General features: G+C 58.6%; 14 protein-coding genes and 2 pseudogenes. 13 read left to right on the top strand and 3 right to left on the bottom strand.

All coding sequences use genetic code 11. The features are described 5' to 3' along the window. Nucleotides 1–3 precede the first annotated feature (3 nt). Nucleotides 4–744, bottom strand: a complete 741-nt coding sequence (locus AACY52_RS20035) for a serine/threonine-protein kinase (protein ID WP_339415889.1) — start codon at nucleotides 742–744, stop codon at nucleotides 4–6. A gap of 10 nt (nucleotides 745–754) precedes the next feature. Between AACY52_RS20035 and AACY52_RS20030 the strand changes: the two are divergent. The 6 genes and pseudogenes from AACY52_RS20030 to AACY52_RS20005 form a co-directional block, all read left to right on the top strand. Beyond that, nucleotides 755–1,176, top strand: a pseudogene (locus AACY52_RS20030) (Tn3 family transposase); the annotation flags it as partial. A gap of 185 nt (nucleotides 1,177–1,361) precedes the next feature. After that, complete coding sequence (locus AACY52_RS20025) at nucleotides 1,362–3,971, top strand: type VI secretion system tip protein TssI/VgrG (protein ID WP_339415888.1); 2,610 nt, start codon at nucleotides 1,362–1,364, stop codon at nucleotides 3,969–3,971. An 82-nt stretch (nucleotides 3,972–4,053) separates the two neighbouring features. After that, nucleotides 4,054–6,075: a DUF3274 domain-containing protein gene (locus AACY52_RS20020; RefSeq protein ID WP_339560722.1), complete on the top strand. Its 2,022-nt coding sequence runs from the start codon at nucleotides 4,054–4,056 to the stop codon at nucleotides 6,073–6,075. Next, nucleotides 6,072–7,730 (top strand): DUF2875 family protein, encoded by a 1,659-nt coding sequence (locus AACY52_RS20015; protein WP_339427595.1) that lies wholly within the window; start codon nucleotides 6,072–6,074, stop codon nucleotides 7,728–7,730. The genes AACY52_RS20020 and AACY52_RS20015 overlap by 4 nt, the downstream gene beginning before the upstream one ends. A 157-nt stretch (nucleotides 7,731–7,887) precedes the next feature. Then, on the top strand, nucleotides 7,888–8,220 hold the full coding sequence (locus tag AACY52_RS20010) for a hypothetical protein (RefSeq protein ID WP_339415887.1): 333 nt from the start codon (nucleotides 7,888–7,890) through the stop codon (nucleotides 8,218–8,220). Nucleotides 8,221–8,284: 64 nt separating this feature from the next. Further along, nucleotides 8,285–8,554 carry a PAAR domain-containing protein gene (locus AACY52_RS20005; protein WP_339415886.1) on the top strand — a complete coding sequence of 90 codons (270 nt, stop codon included), beginning with the start codon at nucleotides 8,285–8,287 and terminating at the stop codon, nucleotides 8,552–8,554. Nucleotides 8,555–8,878: 324 nt separating this feature from the next. Here the strand turns inward: AACY52_RS20005 and AACY52_RS20000 are convergent. Further along, nucleotides 8,879–9,742, bottom strand: a pseudogene (locus AACY52_RS20000) (type VI secretion system ImpA family N-terminal domain-containing protein); the annotation flags it as partial. 475 nt (nucleotides 9,743–10,217) lie between these two features. On the opposite strand from AACY52_RS20000, the gene AACY52_RS19995 reads away from it, so the two are divergent. Further along, a complete protein-coding gene (locus AACY52_RS19995; RefSeq protein WP_339415885.1) occupies nucleotides 10,218–10,733 on the top strand; it encodes an Hcp family type VI secretion system effector in 516 nt (171 codons plus the stop codon). A gap of 52 nt (nucleotides 10,734–10,785) precedes the next feature. On the opposite strand, the gene AACY52_RS19990 is transcribed toward AACY52_RS19995, so the two are convergent. Next, entirely contained in the window at nucleotides 10,786–11,607 is an 822-nt protein-coding gene (locus AACY52_RS19990) for an aldo/keto reductase (protein WP_339415884.1), read from the bottom strand. A 106-nt stretch (nucleotides 11,608–11,713) separates the two neighbouring features. Here AACY52_RS19990 and AACY52_RS19985 point away from each other — a divergent pair, with 106 nt between their 5' ends. From AACY52_RS19985 to AACY52_RS19960, 6 genes are all read left to right on the top strand, one after another. Then, the gene (locus AACY52_RS19985) at nucleotides 11,714–12,208 is read left to right on the top strand and encodes a DUF1543 domain-containing protein (protein ID WP_339415883.1); all 495 of its coding nucleotides are present in this window, start codon (nucleotides 11,714–11,716) and stop codon (nucleotides 12,206–12,208) included. A gap of 149 nt (nucleotides 12,209–12,357) precedes the next feature. Further along, the gene (locus tag AACY52_RS19980; RefSeq protein ID WP_339415882.1) at nucleotides 12,358–12,639 is read left to right on the top strand and encodes a peptidylprolyl isomerase; all 282 of its coding nucleotides are present in this window, start codon (nucleotides 12,358–12,360) and stop codon (nucleotides 12,637–12,639) included. A gap of 130 nt (nucleotides 12,640–12,769) precedes the next feature. Next, a complete protein-coding gene (locus tag AACY52_RS19975; protein WP_339560721.1) occupies nucleotides 12,770–14,629 on the top strand; it encodes an extracellular solute-binding protein in 1,860 nt (619 codons plus the stop codon). Next, entirely contained in the window at nucleotides 14,629–15,690 is a 1,062-nt protein-coding gene (locus AACY52_RS19970) for a microcin C ABC transporter permease YejB (RefSeq protein WP_339560720.1), read from the top strand. The genes AACY52_RS19975 and AACY52_RS19970 overlap by 1 nt, the downstream gene beginning before the upstream one ends. Beyond that, nucleotides 15,690–16,712, top strand: coding sequence for an ABC transporter permease (locus AACY52_RS19965; protein ID WP_339427597.1), 1,023 nt, complete (start codon nucleotides 15,690–15,692; stop codon nucleotides 16,710–16,712). The genes AACY52_RS19970 and AACY52_RS19965 overlap by 1 nt, the downstream gene beginning before the upstream one ends. A 10-nt stretch (nucleotides 16,713–16,722) precedes the next feature. Further along, nucleotides 16,723–18,294, top strand: coding sequence for an ABC transporter ATP-binding protein (locus AACY52_RS19960; protein WP_339415877.1), 1,572 nt, complete (start codon nucleotides 16,723–16,725; stop codon nucleotides 18,292–18,294). The last annotated feature ends 32 nt before the right edge of the window (nucleotides 18,295–18,326 follow it).

The following is an 18,326-nucleotide window of genomic DNA, read 5'->3' as shown; positions in this document are numbered from 1 at the left end:
GCACTAGCTCAGGAACCAGCAACGACGCCAGCCCGCCAACGCGTCGCGCAACTCGGCGACGCCTACCGTTCGCTGCTCGGGGTCCATCGCCAATGCTGAACACAACGGAGGCCAGCAGTGCCTGGGCAGTTGCCTGGGCCGACGCAGTCGCTGATTCTGCTGGCGCTCGCCGGGGCGCCGGCCTTCGGCCAGTTCATAGAGCACGCAGGCAGCCCCGTACAAATCGGCACTGGCCGACGGTAACCCTCCCGCTATCAGCTCTGGCGCCGCATACGCCGGCGTCCAGGCATTCAGGCGACTGCGGCTTAAGCTCGGTAACCCAGCTTTTGCCTGCGTCTCGGCATGGCCCAGGCCAAAATCGAACAAGCGTACCCCTTGCTCCCCCACCATGATATTCGCCGGTTTCACGTCCCCATGCAGGACGCCTTGCCGATGGGTATAGGCCAGTGCATCCAGCAATTGCAGGGCCATGGGTTGCAGCTCCTGCCATGCCAGCCCCTGCGGACACTCCGGGAGCATGCGATCCAGGGTCAGGCCCGGCATCACTTCCATCGTGAAAAATGCCAGTTGGTGCGTGGTGTCTACCTCGAATGAAAACGCGCGTACCACATGGTCATGGCACAGACTTCGGGTCAGGGCGAATTCGCTGTACAGCAACACATGAGCGTCGGCAGAGGCAGAAAGGGTCTCGCCCAACAGCTTCAGCGCCACACGGCAGTCGGGCTCGCCGAACGCCTCATGCATCAGGTCCCGGGCCCTCAGGGACCTGGGCCGGATCGAGCGCACGCTCTTTATCTTGGACTGACTGCAAAGTGTCGAGCTGCGTCGACGCGTGCATACAGGCTTGAACAAGGGCGAGGCGCGCAATGCTCTGGCCAGGGCGGTGTTCTTCAACCGACTTGGTGAAATTAGGGATAGGAGCATCGAGCAACAACGCTACCGGGCCAGCGGCCTCAACCTGGTGACCGCCGCTATCGTGTGTGGAACGCGGTCTACTTGGAACGGGCCACCCAAGGGCTGGCTGACGCCGGAAAGCCGGTGAATACCGACCTGTATCAGTATCTGTCGCCGTTGGGCTGGGAGCACGTCAACCTGACCGGCGATTACGTCTGGCGGCAGAGCCGCAAGCTGGAAGACGGGAAATTCAGGCCGCTACGACAGGTCGGAAAACCTTAACGTACGATTTTTCAGAATACTGTAGGCTCCCATAATTTAGTGCTTTCAGAGTATTCCTACTCGAATGAGGCTGCCATCCGACACGCCACTTTCCTCCCTCTATGCTCAAATTCCTGCCTTTAGGCGAACCTGCATCCCCATCAAGTAGATGAACGTCCGCCGCCCTCCGCAATATAGAGGCCAGCATGTTCATCGATCCAGCATCACTTCTTTCCTCTCAAAAACATCGTTTGATCAAACTCTCTGTTCACGCCGAATCCGATCACGAACTGTTGCTGGACAGTTTCAGTGGCCATGAAGCGATATCCCAACCGTTCAGCTTTGACTTAGCGTTGCTTAGCCGCGATCCGCTGCTTGAGCTCAAGACCGTGATCGGCCAACCCACGCTGCTTGAAGTCGAATTGGCCAATGGCGCTCACCGCTGCATTCACGGTCACATCACGGGCTTCAACCACCTGAAAAATGACGGTGGCTTGAGCTATTACTCGGCAACGATGAGCCCATGGTTTTGGTATCTGAGCCAGCGGGTAGATTCCCGTATTTTCCAAGACCTCACCGTGGTCGACGTGTTGCACAAAGTTTTCAGCCATTACGGCGCATTGGCCACGTTCCGATTCGATCTTGCGCAGGACGAGCCCCTCAGAACCCACAGTTGCATCACGCAGTTCAATGAAACAGACGAACACTTTGCACGGCGCCTACTTGAGCAAGAAGGCTTGCTGTTCTACTTCGAGCACACCGCGCAAAGCCACACGCTGGTGGTGCGAAATGATTCCGACAGGCTCGCGCCGTTGGAGCAGCAACCGGTCATTCAATACCATCAGAACTCGATTCCGGCCACTGCCGACACCATCAGCGAATGGACTGCCCAACGCCAGCAGCAATCCGACGCCATCAGTGTTCCCTCGTTCGATTACAAGCAGGCAGAGCCGTGGGAACACATCGATACAGGCTTGCTGAAGTCTGCCAGCGACTCCGTACGATTTGAGCAGTACGAATTTTTAGGTCAATACAACGCGGGTAGCCGTGCTGACACTGTCAATCGTGTCGGCTGGCGCCGTGATGCCGTGCATGCGCTAGGCAAAACCTTTCGCGGCGTCAGCAATTGCCGAGCCATGGTGCCCGGTTACACCTTTACGCTGACGCAGCATCCCCGACATGATCCCTCACAGGCGAATAGCCGCAACAATCAGCGCGAGCCAGGGGCCACGGTTAATGAGTTTCTGCTGCTGAGCGTGCAGCATCAGGGACACAACAATTACCTCAACGAATCTGAGGCGGACTACAGCAACACCTTCACCAGCATCCGTCGCCATATTCCTTATCGCCCTCAATGCTTGACGCCATGCCCAGTGGTTGCCGGGCCTCTGACCGCCATCGTGGTCGGCGATAAGAACTTGGGGGAAGTGCATACCGATGAGTGGGCGCGAGTGAAGGTGCGCTTTCATTGGCAACGCCAACAGCCCGATGAGCGCGACAGCGCCAAGCTACATGCGCAAGACACCGCGTGGCTGCGGGTATCCCAGCCCAGCGCCGGGGAAGGCTTTGGTCATCAGTTCATGCCGCGTATCGGGCAGGAAGTGGTGGTGAGCTTTATTGCCGGGGACGTTAACCAGCCTTTGATCACCGGCACGGTTTACAACAGCCGTCACCACTCGCCACGCTTCAGCGATGGGGCAGGGTTGAAGCAGTTGCCGAACAACAATGCCTTGAGCGGAATCAAGACAAAAGAGCACCAAGGCGGTGGCTACAACGAGTTGCTGTTCGATGACACCGCAGGTGAACTGCGCACCCGACTCGCCAGCCGACATCAGGACAGCGCGTTGAACCTGGGCAAACTGACGACGCCGCGCAACGAAGGCAAGGCCCAACCGCTGGGCAACGGTGCAGAACTGCGTACCAATGCCGCAATAGCCTTACGCGCCGCCCAAGGCTTGCTGCTGACCACCTACGCCAAGCATCAGGCGCAAGACCCGCAGTTGAGCCGTGAAGCCCTGCTGGAATTACTCAGCCAATGTGCCGACCTGTTTAAGTCTTTGGGTGAAACCGCCACCGCACAAGGCGCCCAGGCACTCGATCACGCCGGTATCGAAGCGCTGCGCCAAACCCTGAGTCAGTGGCCCGCTGCCGACAGTTCAGCCAGCGGTGAACCGCTGATCGCGATCACCAGTGAGGCTGGCATCGTCAGTGCCACCCCTGCATCCCAAGCCCATTACGCCGGGGGCAATCACGACACGACCGCCCAGGATCATCTGCAAATGACCAGCGGCGCGGCCATGCGCCTGCACGCGGGCCAAGGTATTTCCGCGTTTGCCCAGGACGCTGGCATCAGCGCCATCGCCAATCGCGGCAAAGTACTTGTGCAGGCTCAAAACGACGACATCGCCCTCAATGCACAAAAGAACCTGCACGCCTCGGCGGCTGAAGGTGAAATCGTCCTGACGGCGCCGACCATTCGTTTGGTCGCTGATGACGGCAGCTACATCAAGATTGGCGGCGGCATCGAGATTGGTACGTCGGGCAGCGCCATCGTACACGCGGCAGACCATGACTGGGTGGGTCCCAAGACCGACCGCGTACCGATGCCAGCGTTTGGCCGTACTGGGGCAGATCAGCGTCACGTTTTGCACTTTGAGGGTGACGCAAAGGCTGCTGCGTTATCGCAGGCTTACAACGTCACGTTGGAGGATGGCAGCGTGGTGCGAGGGATCACTGGAGGTGACGGGGGTACGGAACAGATTCAGCGGGAAGCCATGCAGTTGGCGAATGTGAATGCGTTGAGGCCGTTGCTCTAGTCCACCGGACAACGTGGCCTGAAATGGCCTCAGCGCACGCAATGCGCGTGGCGCATGAAAAAACAGCCAAAGGAACTAAGGCATGAGCGAACCTAACTACACTGTTATCGCGGAACAACGCAGTCGGCTTGTCCCTAATCGACCGGGTGATCGTCTGGTCGCTATCCCACGTGACATGCCCGGCATCGTGATTTTCTTGCATGGCGTTAACGATCCTGGCGCCTCGTATGAGTCGGTGGAAACCGGGTTGCTTCAAGGCTTGAACGAGCGGCTGCACCGCCCGGATTTATACGCGGGAAGTTATGGCGCTGACTTTGCGGCGGCAAAGGCGATTCCGGTAGAGCGCCTGTCTGCACGAAACAAAGACAGGCTCGACGACCCGGACACCTACCTCTACAAACGCAGCACCAACAAAACCACCCGCAGTTGTTTCATCCCGTTCTACTGGGGCTATCGCGCCGCGCCCGACGAAATCAAACGCGACAAAAACGGCGACCCGACCAAACTGCGCACCCAGTACCAGGACAACTTCGACAACCGTCTGGACCGGCACTTCGCCAAGGGCGGTGGGTTCTTCGCCAACGCCACCAACAATCTGTTGGAAATGTTTGGCGAGGGATTCAACAAAATCACCCGGCACGCCGCTAATCTTTCTCTGCCCAATCCACTGTTCATGGGCGCCAACCCGAAGCGCCGCTATTTCGTCCTGGCCGCCCATCGCTTGGCCATGCTGATCAGCGAAGCGCGCCGCCTGGCCCCCGATGAAACCATCACCATCATGGGCCACAGCCAGGGCACGCTGATCACCCTGCTCGCGCAGGCATTACTGGTGGATCGCGGCCAGCGCTGCGCCGACTGCGCGATCATGGTTGCCTCGCCGTATTCACTCTTACCGAATAAAACCCCGGAAGGCTCCGACACCCTCGGCACCCTGCTTGATATCGTGCAGGCCGTTACCGACACGCCTCACCCAGCACCGCCCCTCACGGCGATGCAATACGCGCAACCCGGTTATGGCGGTCGCACCGGCCCGAACTGGTCGCCCGGACAAGGCCAGCGCCTGGGGCCGGACGACCGCACGGTGGTGTTTCCCGAGCGTGACAATCGCGGCAAGGTGTACCTGTATTTCAGCCATGACGACTCGACCGTGGGCCTGAGCGATGTGAGCGGTATTGGCACCTTCGGGGTGCCGCCGCACTTGCCCGATGGCCAGCCTGCCATGGCCGCCATGCCTTCGGGCTTCTATCAGCGGTTGTGGAGCATGCGGCACCGCAATGAACAGCCGATCTACGTGGGTGCAGCGCCAGCCCTGGTGCCGTTGCGGGTTTGGGGTGAGCGCTACGCGGCGGAATATGATCCCCTCAAAGCGATATTGCAGGCCTCCGTCGGCATCGACGAAACCCGCTATATCAACGGCGAAGCGTTGGTGCCGCCGCATGCGCCGCAGATGTTCGGCGGCGAAGCCATCACGGGTAACCCGACCAGTCCAGGTATCGACGCACCGGACGCGGTGTCGCAGAACAATGCGCTGGGCAATAAAAACGCCACGTTCAAATGGGTTGAAGTGCGCAAAAGCCCACAGCGGGTGGACCTTGATCAGGCGTTGATTGCCTGGAATCAGGATAAACACCCGGATGACCAGACCCGTGTGCTGCGCCAGGGGATGTCGGGCAACCCGATGCTCAGCCCGGTCGGTCATTTTTTAATAGAACGCGAAGAAACCCCCAACGAAATCCGCGCCCGTCTGGCGGTAGATCCCGAGGAATGGGACAACAACAGCTATCACTCGGCAGTGTTGCGCAGCCCGGAAAACCATCGGTGGGTGACGGCGATGGATGTGGCGGTGGGGCAGGGTAAATGTTTGGACGATCCGCAGATTCGGGAGGTGTTGATTGCGATGGGGGATTGGCGGACGGATGAAAAAACATTCGAAAACGAAATTACACAAATGCCCGGATGGCCAAAGTTAAGTGCTGAGGCGCAGGCATTGGTTACCGCCAACTACAAGTATTACGACAAAGGAACATTCCCCTCCCCTGAACTGGTGCCAATGACGCCCCCGCCCATGGTCAGAAGACCCGGCAATCCAGGAGGTCAATCATGAGCAGCCGACCGCGTTTAACGGTTTTCCTCTGGATCGGGTTCGTACTGGTTCTCGGGTGGCTGACGTTCGTGACCCACGAAGTGATGAAATATATAGAGATTGAAGAGATGACGATGAGATCCGTTGGGCTGCCCACTCTCGCTGGGCTTGCTGCCATTTTTGGTGTGGTGGCGTTGCTGTATGGCGTGGTGTGGGGTGGCAAGGCCGTGATGCAGTGGGCCAATGGCGGCGCTGCTGTTGTTGCGCAACCCGTGCCATTGACCGCGGAGCAGATTGCCGAACGTGAACGGACTTATGCGTTGGAGATCAGGGCGGCGGGCTTGGCGGTGGATGAAAACCAGCAATCCGGTATTTGGCGCCTGATTCAAAAGAAAAACGACAACTTCAGTTCAATCCATTCACAGAACGCTCAGGATTATCCTTATAGTGCGGGCACCCGACGTGATGATGCCGCGATCAATACCCGCGCCGCTTTCCGCCATTCCGCCCGCGATGCCGTGGCCTACTGGCCCTTGCCGACCTTTGCGCTTGGTCCTCTCAAACGCCTCAATAGTACTGGCTCTGCGAGCAATATTTGGAGTGGCCGAAATGCCGCCACGCTCGGCGTGACGCTGTTTCTCTGGCAAGACGCAGACAACACTACTCACGCCCAACCCATGATCGAAAAGCTGTTTCAGTTTTTTGATGACAACCCAGAAGTACCAGAGGCATTGATCGTTAGCGAAGATGGCGATACGACGCGCAACGGTCTTCGGGTTACCGGAACACCAGGGATGCAGGATGGCTATGCGGTGCCCAAAGTCTATGAAGCCATGACCGGGCTGTTGGTCTCACGCTCAGACAGGGTCGATCAATACCTGCGTCCATTCGCCACCAACGAGGAAGAGGACAACCAGAACAAGCGCACCGACATGGGCAAGTTATGGGCGTTTTACTGGAAGCACACCTATGCATTTGATGATGTCTATGAAGCAGAAAAACGTGCCGAAGGTTTCAAAGCCCCCAATGGCCCCGGCACCATGTCCAGCACCTACTGGCACGCCCAACTCCCCGAACTCTGGCAAACCCTCAGCAATCGCGGCCCCGGCCGTTTCGAACCCACGCCCTGGCTACCCGTGCGCTGGGCCGAACATCAGGTCAAGGAATTCGACGCCGCGCCCATGCTCGGTTACCTGCACCGCCCGATAAAAGTGGCGATGACCGACGAAAACGGCAAACCCCTCAAGCCCGCCCTCCAGGTCAAAGCCCTGCAAGGCGCCTGGCTCCAAGCCCTGAACACCCTGCCCGAAGGCGCCGCCCCGGTGCGGGTGTTCTACGACAGCACCGACAACATCGAAGGCCTGATCGCCCTCAACAACGCGTTGCACGGCCTGAACACCGACGGCACCGGCATCGAACTAGGCAACGTCGAAGAAGGCTACGACCTGGGCCGTCGCCTGGGCAATACCGGCGTCAGTAGCGCACTGGTCGCCATCAACCTCGCCAGCATGGCCAGCTACCTCGACGGCGGCACCAGCGCAGTGGTCTACAACGGCAGCGACGGCAGCACCACCGTACAAATGGTCCGCCCACCCGACGACGCCACCAAAGCAAAAAACGCGAAAACACGCTGGGCCGACCCCTTCCTCTTTGGCGCGCCGGGAGTGACGCAATGAAACGGCCTATCTGGGAGGACAGCATGCTTTCTGGCTTTGATACCGCTTGCCCGTGTTTTCAAGTACGAGCCGCAACAGCTACAGATAAGTGCCAGCCTCTGCATGACCTGCGAGAGCAAATCGGGCGTGCCAATTCAATAATACGTAAGGAGCGAACATGAGCTCTGATCAAAAATCAACTACCGGCGAGCGTGCTTTTCTGATTCTTGTAGGTATCGGCATATGGCTACCTATTATCGGTGTTGCTCTTTTATATATGACAAATGATCGCTCGCTGAACGGTGCATTGGCCTTTGCTTATTTCGTTATCCTTTTAGCGAAAGTGGAATTGGGTGGCATCCTGCTTTTACTCATCTACGCCGCGTGGTTTAAGCCCTGGAGGCTTACCGGTACGGTGCGTGATACATTCTATATCCACGTATTTGCCGCGAGTCTCGCCGTGCTTATTCCAGCGATATATTTCGTGCCTCTGGTGATTCGCGGTCACTGAGTTGAGTGCCTCTCTAGGTTCACATGTCGTTTCTTTTCAACTTCGACCCAGCCGGAGTCACGTAATGAAACAACCCGTTTGTTTAGGCGACGCCACCAGCAGTGGTGGTGAGGTCGTCGAGTGCCAGCTTGCAGGCACTCACCAGATCAACGGCAAAACCGTAGCCGTGCTCGGCGACAAAGTCACCTGCCCGTTGCATGTGGGTATCTACGCGTTCACGGAAGGCCATCCGCATCGACGCATGAACGGCCTAAGCATCGTCATGGATGGGCATCGGCTGGAATGCGGCTGTCATGGGGTAGCGAGCCACGCAGCCAACGTGCAGTTGGGTTGACTGCGAACTTAATACGTTTGGATTTGACCATCAACTTCGTTCCTGGGATTGAAGCAATATCATGTGCTTTCACCAAGGTGACCAGGTTTATCAATAGCTTAGGTTATTTTCCTACTTAAACAGATCCCGGTATGATCAATGACGCAGCAAGCGGAATAGGCCGTAGGGGTGTCCCCTGATCGGAGCGATGCAAAGATCAAGACAGTCCTACGAGCGCTAAGGGCAAAGCCAGCGTCTTGGAAAAAACACAAGTAAAATCAGGCCGCTACGGCAGGTTTATACTCTTAGCGTACGATTTTTTCCGAATTCTGTAGGCTCCGCGTGATAACCCTTGAGCTTGTCGGGGGCTGGCCCGCGCAAGGCGGTCACCCGCTCATTATCGGCATCCGGGTAGCTGGCGAGTGCCAGCCATGTCAATGTTCGATTCAGGCGCAGGGCGCGCAGGTCATTAGCGTTCTGGCGCAACCACCAGGCACAGAGGGAACGGGCTTGTTCCTGCAACGTACGCAGCAACTTGCTGGCGTCTTTTTCGTTGTCCACCACCGCTTCGGGTTTGAGCAATTGGCTGGTCGCCAGCTTGACCTGCGCAATGACGCCACTCAATCCCACCGCCGGGGTGTCGCCCTGCGCAGCCCGCTCCAATCGCTGGGCCAATTGCCTGCGTATCGGCAGCAGCAGCGGCGCTTCATCCCCCAAGTGCTTGGCCCACAGCTCATCGAGGCATATCAGGTGCTCAAGCACGGCACGGAATAGAGGCTGCTGGCTCTGCAGCGGCGGGCCCTGCATAAACAGGGGGTCAAGGCGCAACACCAACCATCCGAATGCCGCGCCGCGGGTGCGCGGTTTTTCAGGGTAGACCACCGACCAATGATGCTCGCAGAGATAACGCAGCAACCCGAGCCCGGCCAGTAAGCCTGGGAAGGATTCACGCTGGTGCAGCGCCCAGGTCAGCCAGACGGCCACCTTCAGGTCCTTGGACTGCTGGCGTAACAGGATCTCGCTGGTTTCCAGGACCTTATGCCAATCGGGCTGACCGTTGCCATGAATCGACTGCACCTTGGCCAGCTCTGATTCCAAGACTTCATACTCACTTGAAAAGCGCATATCGCTGCCCGCAAAACGTGTTTGCGTACACGGCGACCGTGCAACTTCAAGCCAATAATCACACAGCTCGTCCGAATAAGACATTTGGCACCGCGCGCAACTAACCGAGAAAAAAAGGCCAACTAATCGCATTAAAACTGCTTATCAGAAAGCCATCTTTACCTTGCCGAAACCCCTGCAAAGCTCCCAAACCTTAGCCACGCCTATAACATTCAGCAAGCGACGAAATTACACTTAATCCTTTTCCTACAAACATCCTAAATCGACGAATGCGCAACTTTTTGCGCAATTAAACAACCGTAGATGCTCGTCCTCTTCGAAAACTGTAAGTTTTACCAAGCGATCTACCTGAGCAACTAAATGCGCACCACTGCGCAATCAAATACCTTCCAAAGCAATCAAAAACCGCCTATCTCATAGAAACTCCATGCGCATATAACGCCGCCCCCTACTTTTATTGGGCAACGTACTTTCAGGCACGCTTTTTGTTAGAGGTATTTGCCCAGTCGGCACAATTATCGGTTGGGGCTACCTCATTAATCAGGCAAGGAAACCCGTCATGCCAACACCCGCGTATCTCTCCATCACCGGTGCCAAACAAGGTTTGATTACGGCAGGCACGTTTACCCAGGACTCGGTAGGTAACATTTATCAGGAAGGCCATGAGGACCAGATCCTGGTCCAGGCCTTTGCTCATCAGGTGATCATTCCCCGCGATCCGCAGTCGGGCCAGCCAACGGGACAGAGGGTCCACAAGCCTTTGATGATCAGCAAGGTCTTCGATAAGTCTTCACCATTGCTGTTCAGCGCATTGACCAGCGGCGAAGAGGTCAAGTGTCGGCTGGAGTGGTTGCGCACCTCGTCGGCCGGCACCCAGGAACACTACTTCACCATTGAGTTGGAAGGGGCGACCATCGTTGACATCCAGTCACGCATGCCCAATTGCCAGGACCCGGACAACGCCCATTTCACGCACCTGGAAGATGTGTACTTCACGTATCGCAAGATCGTGTGGACCCATGAAGTGTCCGGGACATCGGGGTCTGATGACTGGCGCAGCCCGGTTGCGGGCTAGATAGGATTGATACAGAAACGGCGCCAAGGAAGACGCCGTTCCTGCCAGTTGGCTACACCATCGCCAACGCATGCTTGCGCTTGGGCGCGCCAAACACGTGATCGATAGCGTCCAGGTCGTGCTCATCCAGTACCAGCTTGGCGGCGGCTGCGTTGAGTCGCACGTGCTCCGGGGTGACGGCCTTGGGTATCGCGATCACACCGTCCTGGCGCAACACCCAGGCCAGGGAAACCTGGGCGGGCGTCACCTCGTGGCGCCGCGCTATCTGCTTGAGGGTCGGGCTGGCCAACAACTCGCCACCCTGGGCGATCGGGCAGTACGCCATCAAGGGCAAGTGATGCTGTTGCCACCAGGGCAGCAGGTCGAATTCGATACCACGCTCCTCGATGTTGTAGAGCACTTGGTTGGTGGCGCAGGCTGGGGATGCGAGCTCCTGCAGGTCGGCCACGTCGAAATTGGAGACGCCCCAGCGGCCAATCTTGCCGGCCTCGCGCAAGCGCTCGAAGGCGTCGACGGTTTCTTCAAGAGGATATTGGCCACGCCAGTGCAACAGATATAGATCAATGTATTCCGTGCCCAGGCGCTGGAGGCTGGCTTCACAGGCACGGGGAGCGCCTTTGTGACTGGCGTTGTGCGGGTAGACCTTGCTCACCAGGAACACCTGGTCACGCCGACCGCGAATCGCTTCGCCGACGACTGTTTCAGCACCCCCCTCGCCATACATTTCGGCAGTATCGATCAGGGTCATGCCCTCATCAATGCCCAGTTGCAACGCCGCGACTTCGGCGCGGTGCTGGTCGGGGTTTTCGCCCATGCGCCAGGTTCCCTGGCCGATGACAGGGACGGGAACGCCCGCCAGATCAATGGTACGCATGACAACCTCCTGATGAGTTCGCGGATTAACAGTGTGGCATTGACCGGACAAAAGGGTTCAATCGAAGTATGGTTAGCCTTTGCCAAGTCGCCAGGAAGAACCTGCAATGCTGTTTGTCGTCATGCTTGGGGGCAAGCACCCTCGCGCAAAGATTGAAGTGCACGATGTGGTATTCGCTGTGGCCGACACGCTGGAAGCGGCCTACCCGCAATTACGCGCCGACTGGTTCGGCAGCCCCAAGGGCGTGCATATCGATTCGTGGATGGCAGTGGACGGCGTCGACGGCTGGAAAGTCGAGATAAGCCACCTGGCACCGGCTGCCAGCGCGCATCACCTGTACTTCATCAACCTGGGTGGTTATGAAGCCAACAGCTTTGGCGAGGCTCACCACTACCTGCTGGTGGTCGCACGCAACAAGCAGGAAGCGATGAGCAAAGGCAAGCAACAGATGCTGCGTCACTGGTCCCAGGCCCATACTGACGCTGTGATGGATATAGACGACTGCCTCCCCATCGACCTGGTGGATGGCCGTTATCTGCACTTGGTGCAAGGCCCGCATCGGCCCATCATCCAGCAAAACGACTATATCGTCCTGCTTTGAACGCTTATGAGCGCTACGCCGAAGCAGCTGAACAATGGACAGATGCCTACCCAGGTTTAGCGCAGCACCCGAAACCCAGTGGAACTTTGCCAGGAAATAACCGCCTGAATCCGGTACGCTCACCCTTTTTACTCAAGGAGTTACTTCCCATGGCCAAAGCCACCGCCCGTCACATCCTCGTTTCCACTGAAGACAAGTGCAACGAACTCAAGGCCCAAATCGAAGGCGGCGCCGATTTCGCAGAAATCGCCAAAGCCAACTCCAGCTGCCCGTCCAGCCGCGACGGCGGCAACCTGGGGTCGTTCGGTCCAGGCCAGATGGTAAAAGAGTTCGACACTGTCGTATTCAGCGCCCCGGTCAACGCCGTGCAAGGCCCGGTGAAAACCCAGTTCGGCTACCACCTGCTGGAAGTCACCAGCCGCCAGGACTGATCCAGTCTGCGCTGACGCTATAAACAACGGCCCGCCTTTTGGTGGGCCGTTGTGCATGTGACGACTGGCGACGCTGATGCCGTTAGCGTACAAATCCCTTTTCTACTTCACACGGCGTTCAAGGCTGACAATGCGATTGGCTTTTTCCTACCTTTTTAGCTCGACGCTGGTCCTGTTGCTGACCAGCACCGCCCTGATTGCGGCGCCCCAACCTTACCTTACGGTATACGGCGAACCGGCCAAGTACCCCGCGGGCTTTAGCCATTTCGACTACGCCAACCCGAATGCCCCCAAGGGCGGTAGCCTGAGCCGATCAGCGATCGAAATCGGGCGCTTCGACCATGTGCTGCCGTATATCGACAAAGGCATTGGTGTTTCCCAGGTCGATGGCTGGCTCTATGCGCCACTGGCACAGCGCTCCCTGGATGAGCCCTACACGGTCTACGGCCTGGTCGCCGAGAACATGGAGCGCGCCGACGATGGCCTGTCGCTGCGCTTTTTCCTCAACCCCAAGGCACGCTTTGCCGACGGCAAACCGATCACCGCCGAAGACGTGCGCTACAGCTTCGACCTGTTGATGACCCAAGGCAGCCTGCGCTTTCGCACGCTGTTCGCCGACGTCACGCACGTCGACGTCGAGGGCGAGCGCCAAGTGCGTTTTGACTTCTCTAGCAATGAAAACCGCACCCTGCCCCTGGACATTGCCACCCTGCCCGTCTTCCCGGAGCACTGGTGGAAAACCCGTGATTTCGCCAATGGTGGCGGTTACGAGGCCCCGCTGGGCAGCGGTCCGTACAAAATCAGCAAGATCGACTCCGGCAGCACCATCATCTTTACACGCGACCCGAATTGGTGGGGCAAGGACTTGCCTGTCAGCCGTGGCCTGTACAACTTCGATCACCTGAGCCTGGAGTATTTCGGTGACACCGAAGTGGCCCGCCAGGTCTTGCGCGGCGGCGCCTACGACTTCAACCGCGAGTTTTCCGCCACCGGCTATTCCATCGGCTACAACGGCCCGGCCCTCGACGATGGCCGCTTGCAACGCGCGCATTTGGCCAAGCAGATGCCGCAAGCGGCCCAGGGTTATGTATTCAACGTGCAAAAACCGATGTTCAAGGACCGCCGCGTGCGCCAGGCGCTGGCGATGCTGTGGGACTTCGAATGGGCCAACCGGCAGATGATGCGCAACATGTACATCCGCCAGCAGAGCTTCTTCTCCAATAGCCCGCTGGCTGCCAGCCAGCTACCAAGCAAAGAAGAGCTGGCGATTCTCGAGCCCTTGCGCGGCCAGGTCCCCGACGAGGTCTTCACCCAAGTGTTCAAGGCGCCGGTGACCGATGGCAGCGGCATGGTTCGCGACAAACAGCTGCAAGCCCTGGCCTTGCTGGAAGACGCCGGCTGGAGACCTGAAGGCGATAAGCTGGTGAACGCCGAGGGCGAGCCACTGGCGTTCACATTCCTCAATACGCAGAACGGCCTTGAGCGTCTGCTGCTGCCGTACAAACGCAACCTGGCACAGATCGGCATCACCTTGAATATCCGCCGTATTGACGCTTCTCAGTACGTGAATCGGATCATGACTCGGGATTACGACATGATCGTGATCGGCTTTCCCGTCACCACGTCGCCAGGCATGGAGCTGTACAACTACTTCGGCTCGGCTGCGGCCTATGACCCCGGCGCCAATAACTACATGGTGCTCAAGGATCCGGCCGTCGACACCTTGATCAAAGGCCTGGTCAAGGCCGACACCCAGGCGCAGATGCTCACCTACGCGCATGCCCTGGACCGGGTATTGCAATGGAATTACCTGTGGATCCCCAACTACTACCCACCGGGCACCTCGGCCGCGTGGTGGAACCGCTTCGGTCGCCCGGCCATCGAGGCGAAGAACGACGAAGCCCTGGAAACCTGGTGGGAAATCAGTCCCACGCCACTGACCAATGAACAAATGACAGCCGAGCTGAAAAAACGCGGAGGTTCGCGCTGATGTTTGCCTATATCGTTCGGCGCTTGTTGCTGATCATCCCGACGTTGGTGATCATCCTGCTGGTGAATTTCGTGATCGTACAGGCCGCCCCCGGCGGTCCGGTTGAGCAAGCCATCGCCCACCTGCAAGGCATCGGCGGCGGTGGCGTCGGTGGTTCATCCGGCGAAGGCATCAGCAGCGGTTCCCGCGCCAGTCGTGGCCTGGACCCGAAGTTGATCAAGGACATCGAAAAACAATACGGTTTCGACAAGCCCGCGCCGGAACGCCTCTGGCTGATGCTCACGAGCTATGCCCAGTTGGATTTTGGTAACAGCTTCTTTCGCGGTAAAACAGTGATCGACCTGATCCTGGAAAAAATGCCAGTGACCATTTCCCTTGGTTTATGGGCAACGCTGATCACCTACCTGGTGTCGATCCCCCTGGGAATTCGCAAGGCCGTGCGCCATGGCAGCAGCTTCGATGTGTGGAGCAGCACCGCCATCGTCATTGGTTATGCAATGCCGGCGTTCCTGTTCGCGATGTTCCTGATCGTGGTGTTTGCCGGCGGCACCTCGCTGAACTGGTTCCCGGTGCGCGGGCTGGTCTCGGAAAACTTCGAAGAACTGAGCACCGTGGGCAAGATCGCCGATTATTTCTGGCACCTGGTATTGCCGGTAACGTCGTTGGTGATTGGCGGTTTCGCCACGCTGACGATCCTCACCAAAAACTCGTTTCTCAATGAAATCACGCGCCAGTATGTGGTGACCGCACGCGCGAAGGGCTTGAGCGAAAGACGCGTGCTGTACGGCCATGTATTTCGCAACGCCATGTTGCTGGTGATCTCGGGCATTCCCCAGGCGTTTATCAGTGTGTTCTTCGCCGGTTCCTTGCTGATTGAAGTGATCTTCTCCCTCGACGGCCTGGGCCGCATGAGTTACGAAGCCGCCGTATCGCGGGACTATCCGGTGGTATTCGGCTCGTTGTTTATCTTCACGTTGTTCGGCCTCTTGATAAAACTGATCGGTGACCTCTGCTACACCCTGGTGGACCCGCGTATCGACTTCGCCGCGAGGAACGCCTGATGCTTAATCTGTCTCCCGTTGCCCGTCGGCGTTTCGAGCGGTTCAAGAAGAACCGTCGCGGCTGGTGGTCGCTGTGGCTGTTTATCGGCCTGTTTATCCTGACACTCGGCGGCGAGTTGATCGCCAACGACAAGCCCTTGGTGCTGAGCTTCAAGAACGAGCTGTATTTTCCGGTGTTCAAGCGTTACACCGAGCAGCAATTCGGTGGTCAGCTGCCGTTCCAGGCCGACTATCGCAGCGATTACGTGCAAAAGCTGATCAAGCACGACGGCGGTTGGATGCTGTTCCCACCGATCCCGTTCAGCGATGACACGCCCAACTACGAGCTGACCCGCCCTGCCCCCAGCCCACCTTCAACGGTGAACTGGCTGGGCACCGATGACCAGTCGCGGGATGTGTTGGCGCGGGTGATCTTTGGCGCGCGGGTGTCGATCCTGTTTGCCTTGGCGCTCACGGCGATCAGCGCCGCCATCGGCATTGCGGCGGGTGCCTTGCAGGGCTACTACGGTGGCTGGGTGGATTTGATTGGCCAGCGCGTTCTGGAGGTGTGGTCCGGGCTGCCGGTGCTGTACCTGCTGATCATCCTTTCCGGCTTTGTCGAGCCGAATTTCTGGTGGCTGCTGGGGATCATGGCGCTGTTTTCCTGGCTGGCCCTGGTGGATGTGGTGCGCGCCGAGTTCCTGCGCGGGCGCAACCTGGAATACGTCAAGGCCGCACGCGCGTTGGGGTTGGGTGACGGCAAGATCATTCGCCGGCATATCCTGCCCAACGCGATGACCGCGACGTTGAGCTACCTGCCGTTTATCTTGACTGGGGCGATTTCGACCTTGAGCGCGCTGGATTTCCTGGGCTTTGGCATGCCGGCAGGCAGCGCGTCGCTGGGCGAACTGATCGCCCAGGGTAAACAGAACCTGCAAGCGCCGTGGCTGGGCCTGACGGCGTTTTTCACCTTGGCGCTGATCCTGTCGCTGCTGGTATTTATCGGCGAGGCACTGCGTGATGCCTTCGACCCCCGTTCGTGAGTGCTCCCGTATGAACCTGATCGAAATCCGCGACCTCAGCGTCGCGTTCAGTGGCCAGACCGTGGTGCGCAACCTGAGCCTGGATGTGCGCCCCGGTGAATGCCTGGCGCTGGTGGGCGAGTCGGGCTCGGGCAAGTCGGTGACGGCCCATTCAATCCTGCAATTGCTGCCCGAAGCGGGTACGCAAACCACAGGTTCGGTGAAGTATCGTGGCCAGGAATTGATCGGTGCCTCAGCGGCAACCCTGCAAAAGCTGCGCGGCAACCGCATTGCGATGGTCTTTCAGGAGCCGATGACCTCCCTCAATCCACTGCACAGCATCGAAAAGCAGATCGGCGAAACCCTGCTGGTGCACAAGGGCCTGGGCGGTAAGGCGGCGCAGGCGCGCATCCTCGAATTGCTTGAGCTGGTGGGCATCCAGAAACCCCAGGAGCGGCTCAAGGCCTACCCGCACCAGCTCTCCGGTGGTCAACGCCAGCGGGTGATGATCGCCATGGCCCTGGCCTGCGAGCCGGAGTTGCTGATCGCCGATGAACCCACCACCGCCCTGGACGTGACCGTGCAGCGCAAGATCCTGCTGCTGCTCAAGTCCTTACAGCAACGCCTGGGCATGTCGCTCCTGCTGATCAGCCATGACCTCAACCTGGTGCGCAGCATTGCCCAACGCGTGTGCGTAATGCACGCCGGGGAGATTGTCGAACAGGCCGACTGCCAAACCCTGTTCAATTCGCCTCAGCACCCTTACAGCCGCCTGCTGCTGGATGCTGAACCGGCCGGTGATGCGCTGTGCAGCGATGAGCGCGAGACGGTGTTGCAGGTCGACGACCTGAGCGTGCAATTCCCGCTGAGCAGCGGCCTGTTTCGGCACAAAACCTATCTGCGTGCGGTGGATGGCATCAGCCTCAGCGTGCAGCGTGGCAAGACCCTGGGGATCGTCGGCGAGTCTGGCTCGGGTAAATCCACCCTGGGCCAGGCGATCCTGCGTTTGCTCGATTCCACCGGCAGCATCCGCTTCCAGGGTGCAGCCCTTGACCCGCTGAATAACCAGCAAATGCGCCCATGGCGCAAGCAGATGCAAGTGGTGTTCCAGGACCCTTACGGCAGCCTCAGCCCACGCATGACCGTGGAGCAGATCATCAGCGAAGGCCTGGAAGTACACGCGCCGTGCAGCCTGGCCGACCGCGATGCGCAGGTGGTTCAGGTGCTCGAGGACGTGGGCCTTGACCCTGCTAGCCGGCACCGCTATCCGCATGAGTTTTCTGGCGGTCAGCGCCAACGTATCGCCATCGCCCGCGCCCTGGTGCTCAAGCCGGCGCTGATGCTGCTGGACGAACCCACCTCGGCCCTCGATCGTACGGTGCAGAAACAAGTGGTGGCACTTCTGCGTGAACTGCAACAGAAATACGGCCTGACTTACCTGTTTATCAGCCATGACCTGGCGGTGGTGCGCGCCATGGCACACGACATGATCGTGATCAAGGACGGCAAGGTGGTGGAGGCCGGCGCGAGCCACCAGGTGTTTGATTCACCGCAGCATGCCTATACCAAAGAGCTTTTAGCAGCGGCGCACATTCCCTTATAGGCGTGCGCGCCCACAAGGATCGCGATTCCATG

This window comes from Pseudomonas sp. EA_65y_Pfl1_P113 (genome assembly GCF_963970525.1).
In the GTDB taxonomy this organism is placed as follows: Bacteria; Pseudomonadota; Gammaproteobacteria; order Pseudomonadales; family Pseudomonadaceae; genus Aquipseudomonas; species Aquipseudomonas tritici.
Note: the sequence above shows the minus strand (reverse complement) of the source record. Positions and strands in the feature narration are given on the sequence as shown.